Here is a 21,033-nt window from a genome sequence, read left to right as displayed (position 1 = left end):
ATGGTATGCAGTCAGGGTGGTCCGGGCCACCGGTTCGACCAACGATTCCCGGGGTGTTGGGGTGCGTGTTCACCCGGTGGCCACCCTTCGGACCTCCGGCGCTGCCAGGGTCGGCCCACCATGTCGACACCGCACCGCTCTCCGCGCCGCCGGAGCCTGCTCGGCTCGGCCGCCGCCGCCCTGCTCACGGCGGTGGCCGTGGCCGCGGGGGACGCCGTCGCCCGCGTCTTCCCGTACGGGCCGCGCCACCGCAGCGTCAACGACCTCGGCAACCAGTTCGTCCCCTTCCACGCGCACCTGTGGGACCTGCTGCACGGCCGGGCCCGGGGCGGGCTGCTGGTCAACTGGCAGTCGGGGTACGGGACGAGCTTCCTGCCCGACCTCGGTACCTACCTGACCAGTCCGTTCGCCCTCCTCGTCGGGGTCTTCCCGCGCGACCGCATCGACCTCGCGGTGTACGCGCTCACCCTCCTGAAGACGGCCGCGGCCGCGGCGGCGATGGCCTGGCTGCTGCGCACGCAGGCCCGCGGCCCGTGGTGGGCGGCGGGGCTGCTGGGCGCCTCGTACGGGCTGTGCGGCTGGTCGGTGGTCGAGGCCTCGTACAACCCGATGTGGCTGGACGGGCTGATCGCCTTCCCGCTCCTGTGTCTGACGGGTGAATGGGCCCTGCGGGGGCGCCGGCCCGTCCTCGGGGTGCTGGTGGTCGCGGTGTGCTGGACGGCGAACTTCTACACCGCGTACATGGCGACCCTGGGCGCGGTGCTGGTCCTGGCCGTACGGGTGGTGCTGACGCGGGAGGGCGCGGGGCCCCGGCTGCGGGTGGCGGGGCGGGCCGCCGCGAGCGCCGCGGCGGGCCTGGCGCTGGCGGCGCCGGTGCTGGTCCCGCTGTTCCTCAGCTCCGGGCAGGCGTACCCGGGGTGGTCGCGGGAGTTCCGGCCGGTGCCGTGGGCGGACGTCTTCGCGCGGCTGCTGCCCGCCACCTACTCCTTCTCCTCCCCCGCGGTCTTCGTCGGCACCGGCACGCTGCTGCTGGTCGCCGCGCTGCCGTTCCACCGGCGGGTGCCCGCGCGGGCCCGGTGGGGGTGGGCGGGGCTGACGGTCGCGGTGGCGCTGTCCCTCCAGTGGGCGCCGGCGCACCTCGCCTGGCACCTGTTCGCGACCCCCAACGGGAGCCCGTACCGGCAGACCTTCGTGCTGGCCGGGATCGCCGTGATCGCCGCCTGGACCGGGCTGGCCGCGGGTCCCCCGTCCCCGCGGGCGCTCGCGGCCGGGGCCGGGCTGCTGGCGGCGGCGGCGCTGTGGGCGCGCGGCAGCGCCCTGACGACGGCCTGGGGGTACGGGCTGTTCTGCGGCGGGCTGGCGGTGGCGGCCCTCGCCTGGTGGGCGCTGCGGCGGCCGCGGCTGCTGCTGCCGGCCGCCGGGCTGCTGGCGGGCGTGCTCCTCGCGCAGGCGGCCGCGACGGGGGCCCAGGGCCACCGGGGCAAGCTCGGCGGGCTGGACGACTACCCCGTGTGGGGCGCGGCGCACACCGCGCGGGCCGCGGCGCTGTCGGCCGCGGAGGGCTGGCCGGCGTACCGCACCGACGCGGGGCGGCCCGCCCTGTCGGGCAACGACCCGATGCTGCTGGGCGGGGAGGGCGGCGCGTACTACAGCAGCCACACGCCGAAGGTGTTCACGGACACGATGGCGGCGCTCGGGGCGGGCTGGACCTCGCGCGGGCGCAACGTCCAGAGCATCGACAACCCGGTCACGGACGCGGTCTTCGCCGTCGGCGCGCGGCTGCGGCCGGACGGCACGGTCGGCCGGGCCGAGGTCCCGCCGCTGGTCACCGTGCGTCCGCCGGGCCCCGTGCCGGTGTACGGGGACTCGCCGTTCGCCAACCAGGAGGCGCTGCTGGGCGCGCGGGTGTACGAGGACCCGGTCGCGCCGGGGGTGTGCCGCGCGGGCACCGAGGCCTTCCTGTGGGCCCCGGAGTACGACGCGACGGCCCGGCGCGCGGACGGGCCCCCGTTCCGGCTGAACGGCGCGGCCCCCCGCAACCGGGCGGCCGTGCAGCCGCTGGGCGTCTCCCGGGGGGCCGTCTCGGCGCTGGTCTTCGACGCGGCCCCGCCCGCCCGGTGGGCGCTGTCCTGCCTGGACCGGTCCCGGCTCGCGCCGGCGGTGGCCGCCCTGCGGGCCTCGGGGGCGGTGTCGGTGCGGGCGGGCTCCGCGGACGTCCGGGCACAGCTGCCCCCGGGGAGCACGGGCACGGCGGTCCTCTCCGTCCCGGCGGTCGCGGGCTGGAGCTGCAACGGCCGCCCGGCGGCGGCGTACCTGGGCCTGGTGGCCGTACCGCTCGACGGCGGCACGGGGTCCGTGGCCTGTTCCTTCCGCCCGCCGGGCCTCGCCCCGGGTCTGGCCCTCGCGGGGGCCGCGGCCCTGGTGGTGGCGGGGCTCGCCGGGGTGCGCCGGGCCCGGCTCCGTCAGCGGACCTGACCGAGCCAGTGCAGGGTGCGGCGGACCTCCGTCGGGAAGGGGTGGGCCGGGCCGTGCAGCCGGTCCGCGTCGAACAGCAGCCGGACCAGGGTGGCGTGGGCCGCGGGCCGGTCGCCGAGGGAGAGCAGCAGGTGCGCTATCCGGCGGCGGACCTCCAGGGGGAGGCCGGGGTCCGGGTTGGCGTAGTGGTTCTCGAACAGGGGCAGCAGGGAGCGGTACTCCGCCAGGGCGGCGGCCGGTTCGCCGAGTTGCTCCAGGCACTGCGCCGAGTCGTAGCGGAAGCGCAGGGACTGGGGGTCCCCGGCGGGGAACTGGTCGGCGAGGCGGCGCAGTTCGGGCAGGGCCCGGCGGTACTGGCCGTCGTCCATCAGCGTGGCCGCGTACTGCTTGCGCAGGGAGCGGACCACCGGGGAGTGCTCGCCGTGCTGGGCCACGGCCGCCGGGAGGATGCCGCCGAGGATGTCCACGGCCTGGGTCAGCTGCCCCTGGTCCAGGAGCTTGCGGGCCTCGTCCACCGCGCCGGGGATGTCCGGGCGCGGGGGCGTCGGCGGGTCGGCGGGCCGCGGCGGGATCACCGTGGCCCGGTCCGGCCAGGGCGCGTGGGGGCGCAGGAACGGGCGCGTGGGGTCGAGCGGGCCGGAGGGGGCGGCGCTGCCGCGCGCGGGCAGCAGCGGCACCAGGGCCTCGTACACCTCCTGGGCGGAGGCGGGGCGGTCCTGGGGGTCCTTGGCGAGCAGGTGCAGCAGCACGGCCTCCAGCTCCGGCGGGACCTCCGGGCGGAGCTGGCGGACCGGGAGCGGGGGCTCGTACAGGTGGCGGTGCAGGACGCCGAGCGCGGTGGACCCGGCGAAGGGGACGTTCCCGCTGAGGAGTTCGTACAGCAGCACGCCGAGGGCGTAGAGGTCGGTGTACGGGCCGACCGCGCCGCCCATCGCCTGCTCGGGGGCCATGTAGGCGGGGCTGCCGATGGGCGTTCCGGTGCTGGTGAGGCGGGTGGTGTCGGTGTCCATCACCGAGGCGACGCCGAGGTCCAGGACCAGGACGGTGCCGTCGGGCCGGACCATGACGTTGCGCGGCTTCAGGTCGCGGTGGACGATCGGCACCGCGTGCACGGCCGACAGGACGGCGCACAGCTGCGCGACGATCGCGACGGCCCACGGCCAGGGGTACGGGTCGTGCTCCGCGAGGTGGTCGGCGAGGTCGGCGCCCTCGACGTAGCCCATGACCAGGAAGAGCTCGTCGCCGTCGCTGCCCGCGTCGTGCACGGTGACCAGGCCGGGGTGGTCCACCTGCGCCGTGACCCGGCACTCGCGCACGAAGCGGCGGCGCAGCTCCTCGGCGACCGTGCCGGGGCCGGCCACCTTGTCGGGGCGCAGCAGTTTGACGGCGACCCGCCGGTCCAGGGTCTGGTCGTAGGCCGTCCAGACCTGTCCCATGCCGCCCTGGCCCAGGATGGTCGCGAGCTGGTAGCGGTCTCCGATGAGCCGTTCTGTCACCTGGTCGGATCCTCGTCGCGGGGCGGCTGGTTGCGCAGGAGCTCACTGAGCTCGTCGAGTTCGGCCCGCACCTGCCCGATCCGCGGCGGCGGGGTGGCGTGCGGCGGCTGCTGGGGCTGCGCGGGGTGCTGAGGCCGGGTCGTGCGGGGGACCGGGGTCTGGTGCGGGTAGCCGTAGCCCTGGGTCTGCTGGGGCTGCGGCGGCAGGTAGGGCGCCGACTGCGCCCCGTACCAGTGCGCGGACCGGTCCGCCGCCTTCGCCTCGTAGTGCTTGATGTCGGCGACGAGGAAGTACACGCAGATCGCGAAGCCGGTGAAGATGGAGCCGCCGGCGCCGAGGTTGCCCTGCCAGCCGTTGGTCTCGGGGGTGGGGTCGAGTCCGATCAGCGTCATCCAGAGCACGGCGAGGCCGCCGCTGACGAGCAGCAGCACCCAGTCGCGGGGCTTGCGGGTGACCAGCGCGAGCCGCAGCATCGACCCCCAGGCGAGAAAACCGCAGCTCAGGACGGGCAGCAGCGCGAACAGCACGCGCAGCGTCACGACACCCCCGGAACTGGGTTGGTGACCGTGCTGCGGCGGGAGGCCGGGGCCGTGCATCGCTGCTCCTGACGGGCCGTGCGGAAGAAGATTCGGATCGAAGGGTATACAGCCTTGCCTGCCACCGGTGAGGGGATGGCCCCAACCGTTGCAGGGTCGCCGCACAGCGGGTGCTACAGCGTGACAGTGCCGTCCGAGAGGCCGTCGTAGAGGCCCTGGACGAGTTGCTCCCCGAGCCGCCCGGCCTCGCGCAGCGCGTCCTCGAACTCGGCGAGCGCCCGGAAGCGGTCGCCGTAGCGCTGCTGCTGCGCCGGCGGCAGCCGGGGCAGCCGGAGCCGGCGGACGTCGAGGCGGGTGGCCGTGGAGGCGTGGCTGCTGGCCCGGCGGTGGTTGGCGGTGCCGCGCAGGAATCCGGCCAGGAACCAGGGGTCGAGCTCCCCGGGGTCGGGGCGCAGCAGGTGCAGGCCCCGGCCGGGCACCGCGCCGGCGGTGGCCGCGTCCACGACGCGGACGACGCGGGCTCCGCCGGCGACGGGGACGAGGACGTCGCCGGGGGCGGTCAGCAGGGGCGCGTCGGCGCCGGCGGCCAGGGTGCCGGAGGGGCCGCGTCCGGCGTACACGTCCTGCGCGGTGAGGACGGGAGCCGTCCCGGTGCCGCTGCCGGTGCCGGTGTGCACCGACAGGGCTCCGGCGCGGGCGAGTTCACCGACGGTGGTCAGCGGCGGCCGGCCGGCCGCCCCGGCGGGCGGGTCGGCGGGCGGCGGGGCGAGCCGCACCGCGCGGGCCAGGGTCTCGTCGAGCCGGCCGCGCACGGCGCCGAGTCCGGCCGCTCCGCCGCCGGCCGCGGGCGGCGGGAGGTGGCGGGCGGGGGTGAGGTCCACGTCGTCGTCCAGCAGCTCGATGACGGGCACGACGCGGCTGACGCCCGGCACCTCCTCGACCGTGCCGGTGCGCTCGTACGCGGACCAGGCGGCCTCCGCCGCGCCGTGCACGGCGGGCCACGCGGTCCGGGAGCCACCGTCGGCCGCGGCAGCGGCGGCCGCGGCGGTGTCGACGAGCAGCAGCCCGGCGGGGGGCGCCGCGACCGGGGCGGGGCGGCGCAGCACCCACAGGTGCAGGGGGATGCCGTACGGCGGGGCCGCGCCGGCGGGGAGCGCGACGACCGCCCGCAGCGCCCCGCGGCGCAGCAGGTCGGCGCGGATGCGGCGGCCCGAGCGGCGGGCGGCGACGGCGGGCGGCAGGAGGAGCACGGCGGTGCCGCCCTCGCGAAGGTGGGCCAGGGTGTGCTGGACCCAGGCGAGTTCCGATTCGGTGCGGGCCGGGAAGCCGTACTCCCAGCGGGGGTCGTAGGCCAGCTCCTCGTGGCCCCAGTTGCGTTCGTTGAACGGCGGGTGGCAGAGCACGGCGTCGACGGGCGGCCGCGGGTGCGCGCCGTCGCGCAGGCTGTCGGCGGCGGTGGCGCGGACCTGGGCGGGGCCGTGCAGGGCGAGGCGCAGCGCGGCCAGGGCGGCGAGTTCGGGCGAGGAGTCCTGCGCGTACAGGGCGGTGGCGCCGGGGACGGCCCGCAGCAGGGTGCCGGTGCCGCAGGCGGGGTCGAGCACGGTGCGGGCGCCGGGTCCGGCGAGGGCGGCCATGAGCTCGGCCAGGCCGTCGGGGGTGAGCGGGTACGGGCGGGTGGCGGCGTCGAGGTGGCGGCGGAGCAGGAACTCGAAGGCCTTGCGGGCGCCGAGTTCGGCGGCGAGCCGGGCGGCGGCGCGCAGCAGCGGCATCGCGGCCGGCGGGGGCGCCGCGGCGGCGAGCGGGTGGCCGGCGCCGAGCCGTGCGGTGAGCACCTGGCCGAGGACGGGCCGCAGCAGTACGGCCATCCGCGCGTCGGAGACGGCGGTCAGCTCCAGCCAGTCGGTGGGCCGGTCGCGTACGACGAGCAGCGCGGCGCCGGCTTCGACGAGCGCGGGCACGGCCCCGCCGGGGTGGGCGCAGACGTGCTGCCAGACCCGTTCGCGCAGCGGGACCTCGACGAGCTTGCCCTGGGCCCGGAGCCAGTCCTCGACTTCGGCGAGGGCGAAGGAGGGGCTGGTCTCGGTGCCGGCGGCGGGCTTGGGGAAGTCGGCGTGGCGGCGCCGCCAGTTGCTCACGGCGGCGCGGCCGACGCCGGCCAGGCGGGCGACCTCGGCGGCGGTGACCTCTGCGCCGGCGGCGCTCTCCTCGGACATGCCGGGGAGCATACCCGTGTACCGCCCGGAGTCGCGTTCGCGGTGTTGACGCGAGAACACGCCCGGTACGTGTTGACCCGGTTCACAGCCGGACGGCCCCGTCCCGGGGCCCGGCACGCGGCGGAGGCCGGCAGCCCGGGCGGACTGCCGGCCTCCGCCGTGCTCAGGAGCCGAGGATGGTGGTGAGGAACTCCCCCGTCCAGGCCAGCAGTTCCCGTCCGACCAGCGGCTTCCCGCCGACCCTGGCGGTCTTCGGGCGCGGGATCAGCACCTGCGAGGTGGCCGGCTTGAGGACCGCCCCCGGGTACAGCCGCTTCAGCCGCAGCTCCTGCGACTCGCGCAACTCCACCGGTCCGAAGCGGATGTTGGGGCCCTGGAGGGTGATGTCGCCGACGCCGCAGGCGCGCGCGAGCATCCGGAGCCCGGCCACCATGAGCAGGTTCTCCACCGGTTCCGGCAGCTTGCCGTAGCGGTCGGTCAGCTCCTCCCGGACGGCCTTGATGTCGGCCTCGGAGGCGGCGGCCGCGATCGACCGGTAGGCCTGCAGGCGCAGCCGCTCGCCGGGCGCGTAGTCGTGCGGGACGTGCGCGTCGACGGGCAGCTCGATCTTGACGTCCAGTGCGGGCTCCTCCTCCGCCCCGCCCTCGACGGCCGCCCGGTAGTCGGCGACGGCGGCGCCGACCATGCGGATGTACAGGTCGAAGCCGACGCCCGCGATGTGGCCGGACTGCTCGCCGCCGAGCAGGTTGCCGGCGCCGCGGATCTCCAGGTCCTTCATGGCCACGTACATGCCGGCGCCCATCTCGGTGTGCTGGGCGATCGTCGCGAGCCGCTCGTGCGCGGTCTCCGTCAGCGGCTTCTCCGGCGGGTACAGGAAGTAGGAGTACCCGCGCTCGCGGCCTCGGCCCACGCGGCCGCGGAGCTGGTGCAGCTGGGAGAGGCCGAAGGTGTCGCCGCGTTCCACGATCAGCGTGTTGGCGTTGGAGATGTCGATGCCGGACTCGACGATCGTGGTCGACACCAGCACGTCGAACTTCTTCTCCCAGAAGTCCACGACGACCTGTTCCAGGGCCTGTTCGGACATCTGGCCGTGGGCGGTCGCGATCCGCGCCTCGGGCACGATCTCCCGCAGCCTGGCGGCCGCCCGGTCGATCGACTCGACCCGGTTGTGGATGTAGAAGCACTGGCCCTCGCGCAGCAGCTCGCGGCGGACGGCCGCGCCGATCTGCTTCTCCTCGTACGGGCCGACGAACGTGAGCACCGGGTGCCGCTCCTCCGGCGGGGTGGTGATCGTCGACATCTCGCGGATGCCGGTCACCGCCATCTCCAGGGTGCGCGGGATGGGCGTCGCGGACATGGTGAGCACGTCGACGTTGGCGCGGAGCTTCTTCAGCTGCTCCTTGTGCTCGACGCCGAACCGCTGCTCCTCGTCGACGATGACCAGGCCCAGGTCCTTGAACTTCGTCTCCTGCGAGAACAGCCGGTGGGTGCCGATGACCAGGTCGACCGTGCCCTCGCGCAGGCCCTCCAGGGTGGCCTTGGACTCGGTCTCGCTCTGGAAGCGGGAGAGCGCCCGCACGTTGACGGGGAACTGGCTGTAGCGCTCGGAGAAGGTGCCGAAGTGCTGCTGGACCAGGAGGGTCGTCGGGACGAGGACGGCGACCTGCTTGCCGTCCTGGACCGCCTTGAACGCGGCGCGGACCGCGATCTCGGTCTTGCCGTAGCCGACGTCGCCGCAGATCAGCCGGTCCATCGGGACGGACTTCTCCATGTCCTCCTTGACCTCGGCGATGGTGGTGAGCTGGTCGGGCGTCTCCGCGTACGGGAAGGCGTCCTCCAGCTCGCGCTGCCAGGGGGTGTCCGGGCCGAAGGTGTGCCCGGGGGCCGCCATGCGGGCGCTGTAGAGCTTGATGAGGTCGGCGGCGATCTCCTTGACCGCCTTCTTCGCGCGCGCCTTGGTCTTGGTCCAGTCGGCGCCGCCGAGCCGGTGCAGGGTCGGGGACTCGCCGCCGACGTACTTGGTGACCTGCTCCAGCTGGTCGGTCGGGATGTAGAGCCGGTCGCCGGGCTGGCCGCGCTTGGCGGGGGCGTACTCGACGAGCAGGTACTCGCGGGTGGCGCCCTGGACGGTGCGCTGCACCATCTCGATGTAGCGGCCGACGCCGTGCTGCTCGTGGACGATGTAGTCGCCGGCCTCCAGGGTCAGCGGGTCGACCGACTTGCGGCGCCGGGTCGGCATCCGGCCGAGGTCCTTGGTGGCGGTGCGCTGCCCGGTCAGGTCGGTCTCGGTCAGCACGGCCAGTTTCAGCGCCGGGTCGACGAAGCCGCCCACGATCGAGCCGCAGGCGACGTGGACGAGCGAGGGCTCCAGGACGCGCAGGTCCGCCTCCAGCCGGGCCGGGATGCCCTCGCCGCCGAGGACCTCGACGGTGCGCGCGGCCGGTCCGTGGCCCTCGGTGAGGTAGACGGTGTGCCAGCCGTCGGCGATCCACGCCTTGGTGTCGGCGAGCGCCCGGGGGGTGTCGCCGCGGTAGGCCTCCGGGGCGTGCATGCCGAGCTTGAGGGTGTCCGAGCCGGATACGTCCTCGTCGGCGGCGAAGGGGGACACCGACCACCACATCATGCCGAGCTCGCGGGCGTGCTCGCGGACGTCCGCGATCCCGCGCAGGGAGGCCGCGCCGACGTCGATGGGGGCCTCGCCGCCGCCGGCGGTGGCCGCCCAGGAGGCCATCAGGAACTCCTGCGAGGTCGCCACCAGGTCGGAGGCGCGGGTGCGGACCCGCTCGGGGTCGCAGACCACGGCCATCGCCCCGGCGGGCAGCACGTCGATCAGCAGTTCCATGTCGTCGACGAGGACCGGCGCGAGGGACTCCATGCCCTCGACGGCGATCCCCTCGGCGATCTTGTTCAGCAGCTCGCCGAGCTCGGGGTGGGCCTCGGCGAGGGCCGCGGCCCGCTCCCGGACCTCGTCGGTCAGCAGCAGCTCGCGGCAGGGCGGGGCCCACAGCCCGTGCTCGGCGATCTCCAGGGACCGCTGGTCGGCGACCTTGAAGTAGCGGATCTCCTCGACGTCGTCGCCCCAGAACTCCACGCGCAGCGGGTGCTCCTCGGTGGGCGGGAACACGTCGAGGATGCCGCCGCGCACGGCGAACTCGCCGCGCTTCTCGACCAGCTCCACGCGCGCGTACGCGGCCGCCGCCAGGGCGGAGGTGATCGCGCCGAGGTCGGCGCTCTGCCCCTGGCGCAGGCTCACCGGCACGAGGTCCCCGAGCCCCTTGACCTGCGGCTGGAGCACGGAGCGGATGGGGGCGACCACGACGCTGACGGGACCCGCGGCGGGGTCGTCCTTGCTGGGGTGCGCGAGCCGGCGCAGGACGGCGATGCGGCGCCCCACGGTGTCGCTGCGCGGGCTGAGCCGTTCGTGCGGCAGCGTCTCCCAGGACGGGTAGTCCACGACCTCGTCGGGCGGCAGCAGCGAGCGCAGGGCGGCCGCCAGGTCCTCGGCCTCGCGGCCGGTGGCGGTGACCGCGAGGACGGTCCGCTCGGTCCGCCGGGCCAGCGCGGCGATCGCGAACGGCCGCGCGGCGGGCGGGCCGACGAGGTCCACGTACATGCGGTTGCCGTCCCCGGCCGCGGTGACCGCCTCGGCGAGGGCGGGGTCCCGGGTGACGGCGTCGAGCAGTCCGTGCAGGCTCATGGGAAAGGGCTTTCCGTCCGGTGGAGGGCGTCAGGGGCGCAACGCGAAGGGCCCGACACGTCGAACGGGCCGGGGGTTCCCACCCTACGACGCGTGCCGTCCCCGTGCGCGGGGGATTCAGGACGCCGCGGGAGTGGCGCGCGGACGCCCCCGTGCGGGGGTGCACGGGGGATCCGGGCCGGCGGGCCGCCGCTCTACGATGTCCCCGTAACGACCGCATTGACCGTCTGAGCTCGCCGCGCCACCGTCCGCAGAGTTCACGCCGCCCGGCCGAGGAGCACGAGACCGTGACGAGCGACGCGATAACCCGACCTGCACCCGCGGCCCCGGCCGCGGTGGGGCAGGTCAGGGCCGGGTGGGCCGGTCCGTACGCGGTCGCCGCCGGGCTGTTCCCCGTCTACCTGATCCTGTCCGTCGGGCGGTTCCGCCGGATGGACTGGGCCTCCTGGGACCTGGGGATCTTCGAGCAGGCCATCCGCGCCTACGCCCACCTCCAGGAGCCCGTCGCCGACCTGAAGGGGCCCGGGGCCAACATCCTCGGGGACCACTTCAGCCCGGTCATCGCGCTCGTCGCCCCCGTCTACCGGGTCTTCCCCGGGCCCGTGACCCTGCTCGTCGTGCAGGCCGCGCTGTTCGCGCTCTCCGCCGTACCGGTCACCCGGGCCGCGGGGCGGCTGCTGGGCCGGCCGCGCGGGGTCGCGCTCGGGGTGGCGTACGGGCTGTCCTGGGGCGTCCAGCGGGCCGTCGAGTTCGACTTCCACGAGATCGCCTTCGCCGTGCCGATGATCGCCTTCGCCCTGGAGGCGGTCCTGGCGCGGCGCTGGCGGGCCGCCCTGCTGTGGGGGCTGCCGCTGGTCCTGGTGAAGGAGGACCTCGGGTTCACGCTGGCCGCCCTGGCCGTGGTGGTGGCCTGGCGGGCACGGCCCACCGACCGGCGGGCCGTGCGCCTGGCGCTCGGCGTCGCCGCGGGGGCCGTGGTCTTCGCGGTCCTGGTGTTCACCGTCATCGTCCCGGCCTTCGCCACCGCGGGCTACGGCTACTGGGACAAGATCGACGGCGCCGGTCCGCTGGCGGGTCTCGGCACGAAGCTCGCCACCCTGGGCTGGGTCCTGATCCCCACCGCCGGACTGCTCGCGCTGCGCTCGCCGCTGCTGCTGGTCGCCGCCCCCACCCTCGGCTGGCGCTTCCTGTCCGGGGACGACCACTACTGGTCCACCGACTGGCACTACAGCGCCGTGCTGATGCCCGTGGTGACCCTGGCCCTCGTCGACGCCGTCGACACCGTCCGGCGCGGCGAGCGCCCGTGGCTGCGGGCGTACGCGCTCCAGCTGCCGACCGCCGTGCTCGCCGCCGGCCTGGCCCTGGCCGCGACCAGCATGCCCACCGCCAAGCTGATGGAGGGCCGTACGTACGAGCGGCCGGCCCGCGTCGGCGCGATCGAGCGGCTCCTGGAGCGGATCCCCGACGGGGCGAGCGTCGAGGCGGACACCACGCCGCTGACCCGGCTGACCTCCCGCTGCCGCGTGTTCTGGATCGGCGGCACCCGGGGCGTGGTCCCGGACTGGATCACCATCGACAACGCCTCCAAGTGGGCCGGCGAGGACCCGACCGTCTACGCCGCCCAGCTGCACCCCGGCGAGCGGTTCACCGTCGTGGGCGAGGCGGAGGGCGTCGTCCTGATGCGCCGCGGCTGACGGCGCGGCCGCCCGGCGCACCGTCCGGGACGGGCGGGCGGGGCCCGGACGGTGAGCCGGCCCGGACGCGGCGCGGCCCCGGACCGGCCCTCGCGGGCGGGTCCGGGGCCGTCCCCCGTTGTCTCCCCCGTACGACCGCGCGGCGGTGTTACTCGCTCGCGATCGCGTTCAGTACGTTCATCCGCCCGGCCCGGAAGGCCGGCACCAGCGCGGCGAACAGGCCCACGAGGGCCGAGGCGGCGAACACGCCGAGGATCGTCGGCCAGGGGATCTCCAGCACGTTCAGGCCCTCCAGCGCGAGCAGCTGCTGCGCACTGGCCCCCCAGCCCATGCCCAGTCCGAGGCCCAGCAGGGCGCCGAAGAGGGCGATGACGACGGACTCCAGGCGGATCATGCGGCGCAGCTGGCGGCGGGAGAGGCCGATGGCGCGCATCAGGCCGATCTCGCGGGTCCGCTCGACGACCGACAGGGCGAGGGTGTTCACGACGCCGAGGACGGCGACGACGATGGCGAGGCCGAGCAGCCCGTAGACCATGTTCAGCAGCTGGCCGACCTGGTCCTTCAGGGCCTGCTTGTAGTCGGCCTGGTTGAGCACCTCGTACTGCGGGTACTGCGCGAGCGCCGCCTTGACCTCCTTGTAGGCGGCCGCGTCGGACTGCCCGTCCTTGGCGCTGGCGAGCAGCATGAAGGGGCGCGGCATCCGGTCGGCCGGGACGTTGGCCTCGGCGACGGCGGTGCTGATGTACTTCATGCCCTTGTCGAGGTTGCCCTCGTCGCTGGTGATCGCGGCGACCTTGAGCGTGACGGTGCTCCCGCCGGTGAAGGCGACCGTCAGCGCGTCGCCGAGCCGGATCCCGTGCGCGGTGGCGTACTCCGAGCCGACCGACATGGAGTCCTTGCCGTACGCCGCCGCGTGCTCGCCGGCGACCATCGTGCGCCGGATGTCCCGGGCGTACGCCGGGTCGGTGGCGCCGAGCCCGTCCGTCTCGGTGGTGCCGTCCGGGGCGGTGACCGCGGCCTCGACCTCGCGGTAGGCGGTGACGTGGTCCAGGCCCGGGGCGGCGCGCAGCGCCGCTTCGGCCTGGGGCATGACGGGCTGCCCGGTCATGGAGTTGACGACGTAGTCCGCGCCGACCGACTTGTCGAGTTCGTCGGTGGCGGAGGCCACCATCGAGGAGCCGACCACCGACAGGCAGGCGACCAGGGCCAGGCCGATCATCAGCGCGGCGGCGGTGGCGCCGGTGCGGCGCGGGTTGCGCAGGGCGTTGCGCTCGGCGAGGCGGCCCACGGAGCCGAAGGGCCGCAGGACGGCGCCGGAGAGCACCCGCACCACGCCGGCGGCGAGGAGCGGTCCGATGACGATGAAGCCGACGAGGGTGAGGACGACGCCCAGGCCGAGCCACATCGATCCGGGTCCGGCCTCGTCGGCGGCGGTGGTGAGGTACAGCGCGGCGCCGCCGATGCCGGTGAGGGTCAGGCCGAGGACGGCCCGGACGATGCCGGCCTTGCGGTCGCCGGGGGTGCCGGACTCGCGCAGGGCGGCCATCGGGGAGACCTTGCCGGCCCGGCGGGCCGGGACGAAGGCGGCGACGACGGTGACGACGACGCCGAGGAAGACGCCGATGGCCGGGGTGGTCCAGGCGACGGTCAGGTCGTCGGTGGACAGGTGCATGCCCATCTGGCCCATGAGCTTCATGAGTCCGACGGCCAGGCCCACGCCCGCGCCGACGCCCAGGACGGAGCCCACGACGCCGAGGAGGAAGGCCTCGACCACGACGGACTTGAGGACCTGTCCGCTGTCGGCGCCGATGGCGCGCATCAGCCCGATCTCGCGGGTCCGCTGGGCGACCAGCATCGAGAAGGTGTTGAAGATGAGGAAGATGCCGACGAGGAAGGCGATCCCGGCGAAGCCGAGCATCACGTACTTCATGACGTCGAGGAAGGCGCCGACGTCCTTGCGGTTGGCGTCCGCGGCCTCCTGGGAGGTCTGCAGCTTGTAGGTGTCCGCGCCGACGGCGGCGGCGACGTTCGCCTTGAGCTGCTCGTCGCTCACCCCGTCCTTCGCGGTGACGTTGACGTGGGTGAAGGCGCCGGCGGCGCCGAGCAGCTGCTGCTGCGCGGTGGCGGTGTCGAAGTAGACGACGGCCGCACCGGGGTTGGTGACGGTGAAGGCGGCGAGGCCGGTGATGGTGGCGCGGACGTCACCGGTGACGGCGATGGTGCGCAGCTCGTCGCCGATCCCCAGGCCGTGCTTCTTCGCGGTGTCGGCGTCGACCATCACCTCGGTGGGGCCGCGCGGCGCGTGACCGGCGGTGATCTTCATGGACTTGAGCTCGTTGTCGTTCCAGTTGCCCGCGATGGTCGGGGCGCCGGTGGTCGAGCCCATGTTCTCGTTCTTGGAGTTGACCACCGTGACGGACATCGACAGGACGCCGCCCTCGGCGCTCTCGACGCCCTCGGCCGCGGCGACCTTCCCGACGACCGCGCCGTCCAGCACCTCGGGCTTGCCGCGGTCGGGGGTCTCCTCCCCGTCGACGGCCGACTTCGGGCTGACGGTCACGTCGGAGTTGGTGACGGCGAAGAGCTTGTCGAAGGTGGTGTTCATCGTGTCGGTGAACACCAGCGTGCCGCAGACGAAGGCGACGGACAGCAGGACCGCGACGGCGGAGAGCGCCATCCGCCCCTTGTGCGCGACGAAGTTGCGCCGCGAGGTCTTCAGGACCATGCCGCTCATGAGGTCCGCCCGCGCGCGTCGAAGTCCTTCATGCGGTCGAGGACCTGCTCGGCGGTGGGCCCGTACATCTCGTCGACGATGCGGCCGTCGGCGAGGAAGACGACGCGGTCCGCGTAGGAGGCGGCGACCGGGTCGTGCGTGACCATGACGATGGTCTGGCCGAGCTCGTCGACCGAGCGGCGCAGGAAGCCGAGGACCTCGGCGCCGGCCCGGGAGTCCAGGTTTCCGGTCGGCTCGTCGCCGAAGATGATCTGCGGCCGGGCGGCGAGGGCGCGGGCGACGGCCACGCGCTGCTGCTGGCCGCCGGAGAGCTCGGTGGGCCGGTGCTTCAGCCGCCCGGCGAGCCCCACGGTCTCCACGACCCGGTTCAGCCACTCCGCGTCGGGACGGCGTCCCGCGATGTCCATGGGGAGGGTGATGTTCTCCAGGGCGTTCAGCGTGGGCAGCAGGTTGAAGGCCTGGAAGATGAAGCCGATCCGGTCGCGCCGCAGCTGCGTGAGCTTCTTGTCCTTGAGGCCGGTGATCTCGGTGTCGTCGAGGTGGATCTGACCGCTGGTCACCGTGTCGAGTCCGGCGAGGCAGTGCATCAGCGTGGACTTGCCGGACCCCGAGGGGCCCATGATCGCGGTGAACTGGCCGCGGCGGATGTCGACGTCCACCTCGTCGAGGGCGACGACGCGCGTCTCGCCGGAGCCGTAGGCCTTGACGACCTTCCGCGCCCGGGCCGCGACGGCTTCATGCCCTCCAGTGCCCCCGTGCCTGGTCTCGGTCATAGCCGTTGTCACGGTGTTTCTCCTCGGTAGATGTGCGTCGTCCGCATACTGCGTCGCCGTCGTGAAGTCTGGTGGGGCCGGGGGTGCGGCGCGCTGGTGCCCGTTGCCGTATCCGCCCGGGGGTTAACCCCACCCCCCGGGGCTCCCGGCCCATGTGAACCAGTTAAGGACGCTGCGGGGACCCGGACCTCATCCGCCGGGACGAAAGACCCCTGGCCCCTTCTGCGGAGCGCCCCCTAGGGGTTCTCCGCCCTGCGGCGGAGGGAGTCTGGGGGATACCGCCCGGTACGCCGCCGGTGAGAAGGTGTTCCCCGCAACTGTGTGCAGGGGGAAGGAATCCGGTGGGGTCAGGGGAGCGCGCGGCCGCCGCCGCGGCGGGGACGGCCGCGGGCGGGGCGTCGGCGGGGACGGCCGCGGGCCGGCCGCCGTCGGCGGTGGTCGCCTCGCTGATGCTGTGCATGTCCCTGGTCGCCCTGGACAGCACCATCGTCGCGACCGCCGTCCCGCAGATCGTCGGCGACCTCGGCGGCTTCTCCGTCTTCTCCTGGCTGTTCTCCGGCTACCTGCTGGCGGTCACCGTCACCCTGCCGGTGTACGGGAAGCTGGCGGACACCTTCGGCCGCAAGCCGGTGCTGCTCTTCGGGATCGGCCTCTTCCTCGCCGGCTCGCTGCTGTGCGGGCTCGCCTGGAACATGGGCGCCCTGATCGCCTTCCGGATCGTCCAGGGGCTGGGCGGCGGAGCCCTCCAGGGCACCGTCCAGACCCTGGCCGCCGACCTCTACCCGCTGAAGGACCGGCCGCGGATCCAGGCCCGCATGTCCACCGTGTGGGCCGCCTCCTCCGTGGCCGGGCCGGCGGTCGGCGGGCTGCTCGCCGCGTACGCCCACTGGCGCTGGATCTTCCTGCTCAACCTGCCGCTGGCCGCGCTCGCCCTGTGGATGGTCGCCCGCCACCTGGTGGAGCCCGTACGGTCCCCCGGGCGCCGGGGCCCGGTCGACTGGGCCGGGGCGCTCGCCGTGTTCGCCTGCGGCGGGGTGCTGCTCTTCGCGCTGGTCCAGGGCGGGGTGGCCTGGCCCTGGCTGTCCGCGCCCTCGCTGGGCCTGCTGGCCGGGAGCGCGGTGCTGGCCGCGGTGGTGGTGTGGGTGGAGCGCCGGGCGGCGGAGCCGATCCTGCCCGGCTGGGTGTGGCGGCGGCGCACGATCGCCGCCGTGAACCTGGCGATGGCGGTGTTCGGGCTGCTGATGGTCGCCCCGATGGTGTTCATGCCGACGTACGCCCAGTCCGTGCTGGGGCTCGGCCCGATCGCCGCCGGGTTCGTGATGTCCGTGATGACCCTGAGCTGGCCGCTGTCCGCCGCCCTGAGCCAGCACGTGTACCGGCGCATCGGGTTCCGGAACACCGCCGCCGTGGGGATCTCCCTGGCCGCCGTGATCCTGTACTCCTTCACCCTGCTCCCGCACCCCGCCCGCCCCTGGCAGCCCGCGCTGGTCATGCTGGTGCTGGGGGCGGCCCTCGGGCTCTTCCAACTGCCGCTGATGATCGGGGTGCAGGCCACCGTGGGCTGGGCGGAGCGGGGCACCACCACCGCCTCGGTGCTGTTCTGCCGGCAGGTCGGCCAGAGCGTCGGGGCGGCCCTGCTCGCGGCCGTCGCCAACGCCACCCTCGCGTCCCGGCTGGCGGACGCCTCCGCCCCCGGGCTGCCGGACGGCCTGGACGACGTGGCGAAGGCGCTGGAGCGGCCGGAGCTGCTCCCCCCGGCCGCCGCCGGCGAGCTGCGCGCGGCCGTGGCCGCCGCCGTCGACCACATCTTCCTCGGGGCGGCCGTGGCCGCCCTCGTCGCGCTGCTGATCCTGCTGCTGGCGGCCCCGCGGAGGTTCCCCGTCCTCCCGGAGGACTGAAGGGGCCGGCGCACGGCGGTGCGGGTTGTCATGAACCGATCCGATGGGTGACCCTCGTGCCCAGGACCGTTTTCCGGGGGGATCACATGGCTTCCGCACTCTTCGCCCTTGCGCTGCTCGTCGCGCTCGCCGGGCCGCTCGCCCTGCGGCTGCGCCGCAGTCCGGGCTTCGTCACCGGCCGCGACGGCCGGCTCTCCACCTCCACCGTGCTGGCCCTGGCCTGGACGGTGATCCTGCTCTGGCTGCTCCTCGCCCTCCTCGCGTACGGGCTCACGGCGGGCGGCGGCATCGGCTGGTTCCAGGGCGAGCACGGCCCGCTGTCCACCCTGACGTCGGTGTACCTGCCGCTGCTCGGCGGCCCGTACGTGGCGATGATCGCCGCGAAGACGGTCGTGGGCCTGCGCGTGGAGAACGGCACCATGGCCAAGCCGGCCCCCAAGCCGATCGCGTCGGGACGGCGCCCGCTGCGGGAGCTCATCGCGAACGACAGCGGTCGCACCGACCTCGTCGACCTGCAGTACGTCGCGCTCAGCGCCGTCACCATGCTCTACGTGGTGCTCTTCTTCCTCTCCGACGTCGGCGGCGGACTGCCGCGCCTGCCCCACGAGATCTGGGCGCTGACCGGCGCACCCGCGGGGGCGTACCTGGTGAACAAGCTGGCCACCCGGGCCACTCCGGTGATCACCGACGTGCGCGTCCACGACGGGCTGCTCACCGTCGAGGGCGGCGGCTTCGCCCCCGGCCCGGCGGGCCAGGCGACCCGGGTCACGGTGGACGACACCGTGCTCCCGGCGGCGGCGGACCCGCTGACGGGCGCCCTGACGGCTCCGCTCCCGGGCGCCGCGGCGGCGCCGTTCACGGTGGTCGTCACGGCCCGCGGCCTGCGCAGCGACCCGTACTGCTACGAGGGGACTCCGGCGCAGGCCGCCCCGGCTCCCTAGGGGTGCCCCTCCGCGGGCGGCCGCGGCCCCGCGCGGCGGCTACTTGTGGCGGGCGTAATAGCGGGCCACCCGGGCCCGGTTGCCGCACGCCGCCGCCACGCACCAGCGCCGGCGCGGATGCGCGGGCAGGAACAGCAGCACGCAGTCCGGGGCCTCGCACGCCCGCACCGCCGCCACCCGGGGGTCGGTCAGCAGTTCGGCGACCGCCTCGGCCAGCTCGGCGGCGAGCCGCAGGGCCGGCGCGGCGTCCCGGCGCGACACCGCCGCCGGGCCCGCCTCCGCGTCCCAGAGCAGCTCGCGGCGGACCGGGGCGGCCGCCAGGGCGGCGTTCAGCGCGCGCAGGGCTCCGGCCGGCGGACGCCCGCCGTGGCGCACGGCCTCCAGCGCCGGGCGGGCGGCCTCCCGCACGCCCGCCACGGCGGCCACCTCGGCCGGGCCCACGGCGGCGACCGGGGTCAGCCGCCCGGCCTGCGCCGCCAGCCAGGCGGCGAGAGCGGAGGGCCCCGCGACGAGGTCGTCCTGCGCGGTGCGGGTGTTGAGGAGGTCCAGCGCGAGGGGCTCACCGGTGAGCGGGAAGGTCACTGTCACCCGACTAATGCTACCCCTCCCCCTTGACCCATTAGCAGGAAGCGGGCGAGACTAATGGGAACAAGACCCGAGGAGCCATGTGATGACCGCACTTCGCACCGCACTCCGCACCGCCGTTCCGTCCGTCCGGCACCGCACCGTCGAGGTGGACGGCGTCCGCGTCGCCTACCGCGAGAGCGGCCCCGCCGACGGCCCGGTCCTGCTGCTCCTGCACGGGTTCCCCACCTCCTCCCACCAGTTCGCCCGCCTGATGGACGCCCTCGGCGACACCCCCCACCGGCTGATCGCACCCGACTACCCCGGCTCCGGCCGCACCGAGGCCCCGGCCGGTTTCACGTACTCCTTCGACCGGCTCGCCGACGTCGTGGAGGGCTTCGCCGACGCCCTCGGCCTGGACCGGTTCGCCCTGTACGTCTTCGACTTCGGCGCGCCCGTCGGCCTCCGGGTCGCCGCCCGGCGGCCGGAGCGGGTGACGGGCCTGATCGTGCAGAACGGCAACGCCTACGAGGAGGGCCTCTCGGACGCGGCCCGCGGCTTCGCCGGCCTGCGCCGCGAGGTCCCGGGCGACGAGGAGCGCGTCCGCGGCCTGTTCACCGCGGAGGGCACCCGCTTCCAGTACGAGACCGGCGTCGCCGACCCCGGCCTCCTCTCCCCCGACGGCCCGGCCCTCGACGTCCACTACCTCGGCCTGCCGGGCCGCGCCGACGCCCAGGCCGACCTGGCCTTCGACTACGCCTCGAACTTCGCCCAGTACCCCGTCTGGCAGGCCTGGCTGCGCTCCGCGGGCGTGCCGGTGCTGGTCGTCTGGGGCGCGGGAGACCCCTTCTTCACCCCGGCGGGCGCCGAGGCGTACCGCCGGGACGTGCCGGACGCGGAAGTCCACGTCTTCGACGGCGCGGGCCACTTCGCCCTGGAGACCCACCTTCCGGAGATCGCCCCGCTGATCGCCGCCTTCCTCGCGAAACTCCCCTGAGCGACGGGCCCGACGTTCCGGCCGATCGCCTGCCGGGCCTCCGCCGGGCGGCGCGCGGAAGCGGCTCAGCCCTCCGCCGGGGCCCGGCCCGTCAGGGCCGCCAGGCTGGAGCGGACGTGGTTCATGTGGGCCCGCATCTCGTCCTGCGACTCCGCGTGCTCCCGCAGGATCCGCTCCGTCTCCCGGCCCACCCGCTCCTCCTGGACCCTGGCCTCCGCGATCACCTCGGCGGCGGCCGCCTCCGCGTCCTCCTGCCCGTGCCGCGCCGACTCCTCCGCCTCGGCCAGCGCGCGCCGCGCCTCGGCCAGCCGCGCCTCCGCGTGCCGTTCCAGCTCCGCCTGGCGGCCGGCCAGCTCCGCGTCCCGCGCCGCCAGCTCCCGCTCGGCCGCGTCCCACCGGTCCGTGTGCTCCTGCTCGCGCTCCGCCAGCAGCGTTTCCGACCGGCGTCGCATCCCGTCCAGCGCGGCTAGGCCCTCCGCGCGCCACGCCTCCGCGTCGTCCCGCGCCCCCGCGCGCGCGTCGTCCGCCTCCCGCTGCGCGCGCAGGAGTCCCTGACGGGCCCGTACCTCGGTCTGCTCGCGCACCGCCTCCGCGTCGTGGCGGGCCAGTTCCGCGACCCGCTCGGCGTGCGCGCCGGCCGCGTCACGGATCTGCGCGGCGTCCGCCCGGGCGTCCGCCCCCAGCGCCTGCGACTCCTCCTGTGCGAGCAGCAGGATCCGCCGGGCCCGCTCGCTCAGCTCGTCGTACGTCTGCGGGGCCAGTGCGGCCACCTCGTCGCGGAGCCGCGCCGACTCCCCCTCCAGCCGCTCGGCCAGGACGGTCAGCCGTGCCACCCGCTCCCGGGCCTCGTCACGGCTGCCGGAGAGCCGGGCGAGATACCGGTCGACCTCTTCCGGGCGGTAGCCGCGACCGCGCACGGTCGCAATCGGTGCACTCATCCTGGAAGCGCCTCTCTCGCGGGGATTGCTGTCAAGGATGCGTCATTTGCGAGCAGAAGCCGGAATGGCCGGGCCGA

13 protein-coding genes are annotated in these 21,033 nt (G+C 75.0%); 5 read left to right on the top strand and 8 right to left on the bottom strand.

The features are described 5' to 3' along the window. Window positions 1-120 precede the first annotated feature (120 nt). Window positions 121-2,475: a YfhO family protein gene (locus tag ACZ6S8_RS20780; RefSeq protein WP_469457749.1), complete on the top strand. Its 2,355-nt coding sequence runs from the start codon at window positions 121-123 to the stop codon at window positions 2,473-2,475. Here ACZ6S8_RS20780 and ACZ6S8_RS20775 read toward each other — a convergent pair. The 4 genes from ACZ6S8_RS20775 to mfd form a co-directional block, all read right to left on the bottom strand. After that, entirely contained in the window at window positions 2,463-3,971 is a 1,509-nt protein-coding gene (locus tag ACZ6S8_RS20775) for a protein kinase domain-containing protein (protein ID WP_469457747.1), read from the bottom strand. The genes ACZ6S8_RS20780 and ACZ6S8_RS20775 overlap by 13 nt on opposite strands. After that, window positions 3,968-4,510, bottom strand: coding sequence for a hypothetical protein (locus tag ACZ6S8_RS20770; protein ID WP_469457745.1), 543 nt, complete (start codon window positions 4,508-4,510; stop codon window positions 3,968-3,970). The genes ACZ6S8_RS20775 and ACZ6S8_RS20770 overlap by 4 nt, the downstream gene beginning before the upstream one ends. 170 nt (window positions 4,511-4,680) lie before the next feature. Next, window positions 4,681-6,720 (bottom strand): N-6 DNA methylase, encoded by a 2,040-nt coding sequence (locus ACZ6S8_RS20765; RefSeq protein ID WP_469457743.1) that lies wholly within the window; start codon window positions 6,718-6,720, stop codon window positions 4,681-4,683. 163 nt (window positions 6,721-6,883) lie between these two features. Beyond that, complete coding sequence (gene mfd / locus ACZ6S8_RS20760; protein ID WP_469457742.1) at window positions 6,884-10,417, bottom strand: transcription-repair coupling factor; 3,534 nt, start codon at window positions 10,415-10,417, stop codon at window positions 6,884-6,886. Between the two features lie 287 nt (window positions 10,418-10,704). On the opposite strand from mfd, the gene ACZ6S8_RS20755 reads away from it, so the two are divergent. Then, on the top strand, window positions 10,705-12,111 hold the full coding sequence (locus tag ACZ6S8_RS20755) for a DUF2079 domain-containing protein (protein WP_469457740.1): 1,407 nt from the start codon (window positions 10,705-10,707) through the stop codon (window positions 12,109-12,111). A 148-nt stretch (window positions 12,112-12,259) separates the two neighbouring features. On the opposite strand, the gene ACZ6S8_RS20750 is transcribed toward ACZ6S8_RS20755, so the two are convergent. Together ACZ6S8_RS20750 and ACZ6S8_RS20745 are read right to left on the bottom strand one after the other, a co-directional pair. Then, the gene (locus ACZ6S8_RS20750) at window positions 12,260-14,845 is read right to left on the bottom strand and encodes an ABC transporter permease (protein WP_469457738.1); all 2,586 of its coding nucleotides are present in this window, start codon (window positions 14,843-14,845) and stop codon (window positions 12,260-12,262) included. Then, a complete protein-coding gene (locus tag ACZ6S8_RS20745) occupies window positions 14,842-15,618 on the bottom strand; it encodes an ABC transporter ATP-binding protein (RefSeq protein WP_469457736.1) in 777 nt (258 codons plus the stop codon). Before ACZ6S8_RS20745 ends, ACZ6S8_RS20750 begins: the two co-directional genes overlap by 4 nt. A 341-nt stretch (window positions 15,619-15,959) precedes the next feature. Here ACZ6S8_RS20745 and ACZ6S8_RS20740 point away from each other — a divergent pair, with 341 nt between their 5' ends. Together ACZ6S8_RS20740 and ACZ6S8_RS20735 are read left to right on the top strand one after the other, a co-directional pair. Further along, window positions 15,960-17,516, top strand: a complete 1,557-nt coding sequence (locus ACZ6S8_RS20740; RefSeq protein ID WP_469457734.1) for an MFS transporter — start codon at window positions 15,960-15,962, stop codon at window positions 17,514-17,516. Between the two features lie 86 nt (window positions 17,517-17,602). After that, window positions 17,603-18,457, top strand: a complete 855-nt coding sequence (locus ACZ6S8_RS20735; protein ID WP_469457732.1) for a hypothetical protein — start codon at window positions 17,603-17,605, stop codon at window positions 18,455-18,457. 39 nt (window positions 18,458-18,496) lie between these two features. Here the strand turns inward: ACZ6S8_RS20735 and ACZ6S8_RS20730 are convergent, their stop codons facing one another. After that, entirely contained in the window at window positions 18,497-19,045 is a 549-nt protein-coding gene (locus ACZ6S8_RS20730; protein ID WP_469457730.1) for a CGNR zinc finger domain-containing protein, read from the bottom strand. Between the two features lie 82 nt (window positions 19,046-19,127). Between ACZ6S8_RS20730 and ACZ6S8_RS20725 the strand changes: the two genes are divergently transcribed. Further along, window positions 19,128-20,018 (top strand): alpha/beta fold hydrolase, encoded by an 891-nt coding sequence (locus tag ACZ6S8_RS20725; RefSeq protein WP_469457728.1) that lies wholly within the window; start codon window positions 19,128-19,130, stop codon window positions 20,016-20,018. A 65-nt stretch (window positions 20,019-20,083) separates the two neighbouring features. On the opposite strand, the gene ACZ6S8_RS20720 is transcribed toward ACZ6S8_RS20725, so the two are convergent. Then, window positions 20,084-20,956: a cellulose-binding protein gene (locus tag ACZ6S8_RS20720; protein WP_469457727.1), complete on the bottom strand. Its 873-nt coding sequence runs from the start codon at window positions 20,954-20,956 to the stop codon at window positions 20,084-20,086. Between the last annotated feature and the right edge of the window lie 77 nt (window positions 20,957-21,033).

The sequence above is a fragment of the Streptomyces sp. NPDC048461 genome, from assembly GCF_055587105.1.
Note: the sequence above shows the minus strand (reverse complement) of the source record. Positions and strands in the feature narration are given on the sequence as shown.

Excerpts from the sequence above, each read along its gene's own strand:
- ACZ6S8_RS20780 (WP_469457749.1), top strand. The coding sequence starts at position 121 with ATGTCGACACCGCACCGCTCTCCGCGCCGCCGGAGCCTGCTCGGCTCG.
- ACZ6S8_RS20765 (WP_469457743.1), bottom strand. The coding sequence starts at position 6,720 with ATGTCCGAGGAGAGCGCCGCCGGCGCAGAGGTCACCGCCGCCGAGGTC.
- mfd (WP_469457742.1), bottom strand. The coding sequence starts at position 10,417 with ATGAGCCTGCACGGACTGCTCGACGCCGTCACCCGGGACCCCGCCCTC.
- ACZ6S8_RS20750 (WP_469457738.1), bottom strand. The coding sequence starts at position 14,845 with ATGAGCGGCATGGTCCTGAAGACCTCGCGGCGCAACTTCGTCGCGCAC.
- ACZ6S8_RS20745 (WP_469457736.1), bottom strand. The coding sequence starts at position 15,618 with ATGACCGAGACCAGGCACGGGGGCACTGGAGGGCATGAAGCCGTCGCG.
- ACZ6S8_RS20735 (WP_469457732.1), top strand. The coding sequence starts at position 17,603 with ATGGCTTCCGCACTCTTCGCCCTTGCGCTGCTCGTCGCGCTCGCCGGG.
- ACZ6S8_RS20725 (WP_469457728.1), top strand. The coding sequence starts at position 19,128 with ATGACCGCACTTCGCACCGCACTCCGCACCGCCGTTCCGTCCGTCCGG.
- ACZ6S8_RS20720 (WP_469457727.1), bottom strand. The coding sequence starts at position 20,956 with ATGAGTGCACCGATTGCGACCGTGCGCGGTCGCGGCTACCGCCCGGAA.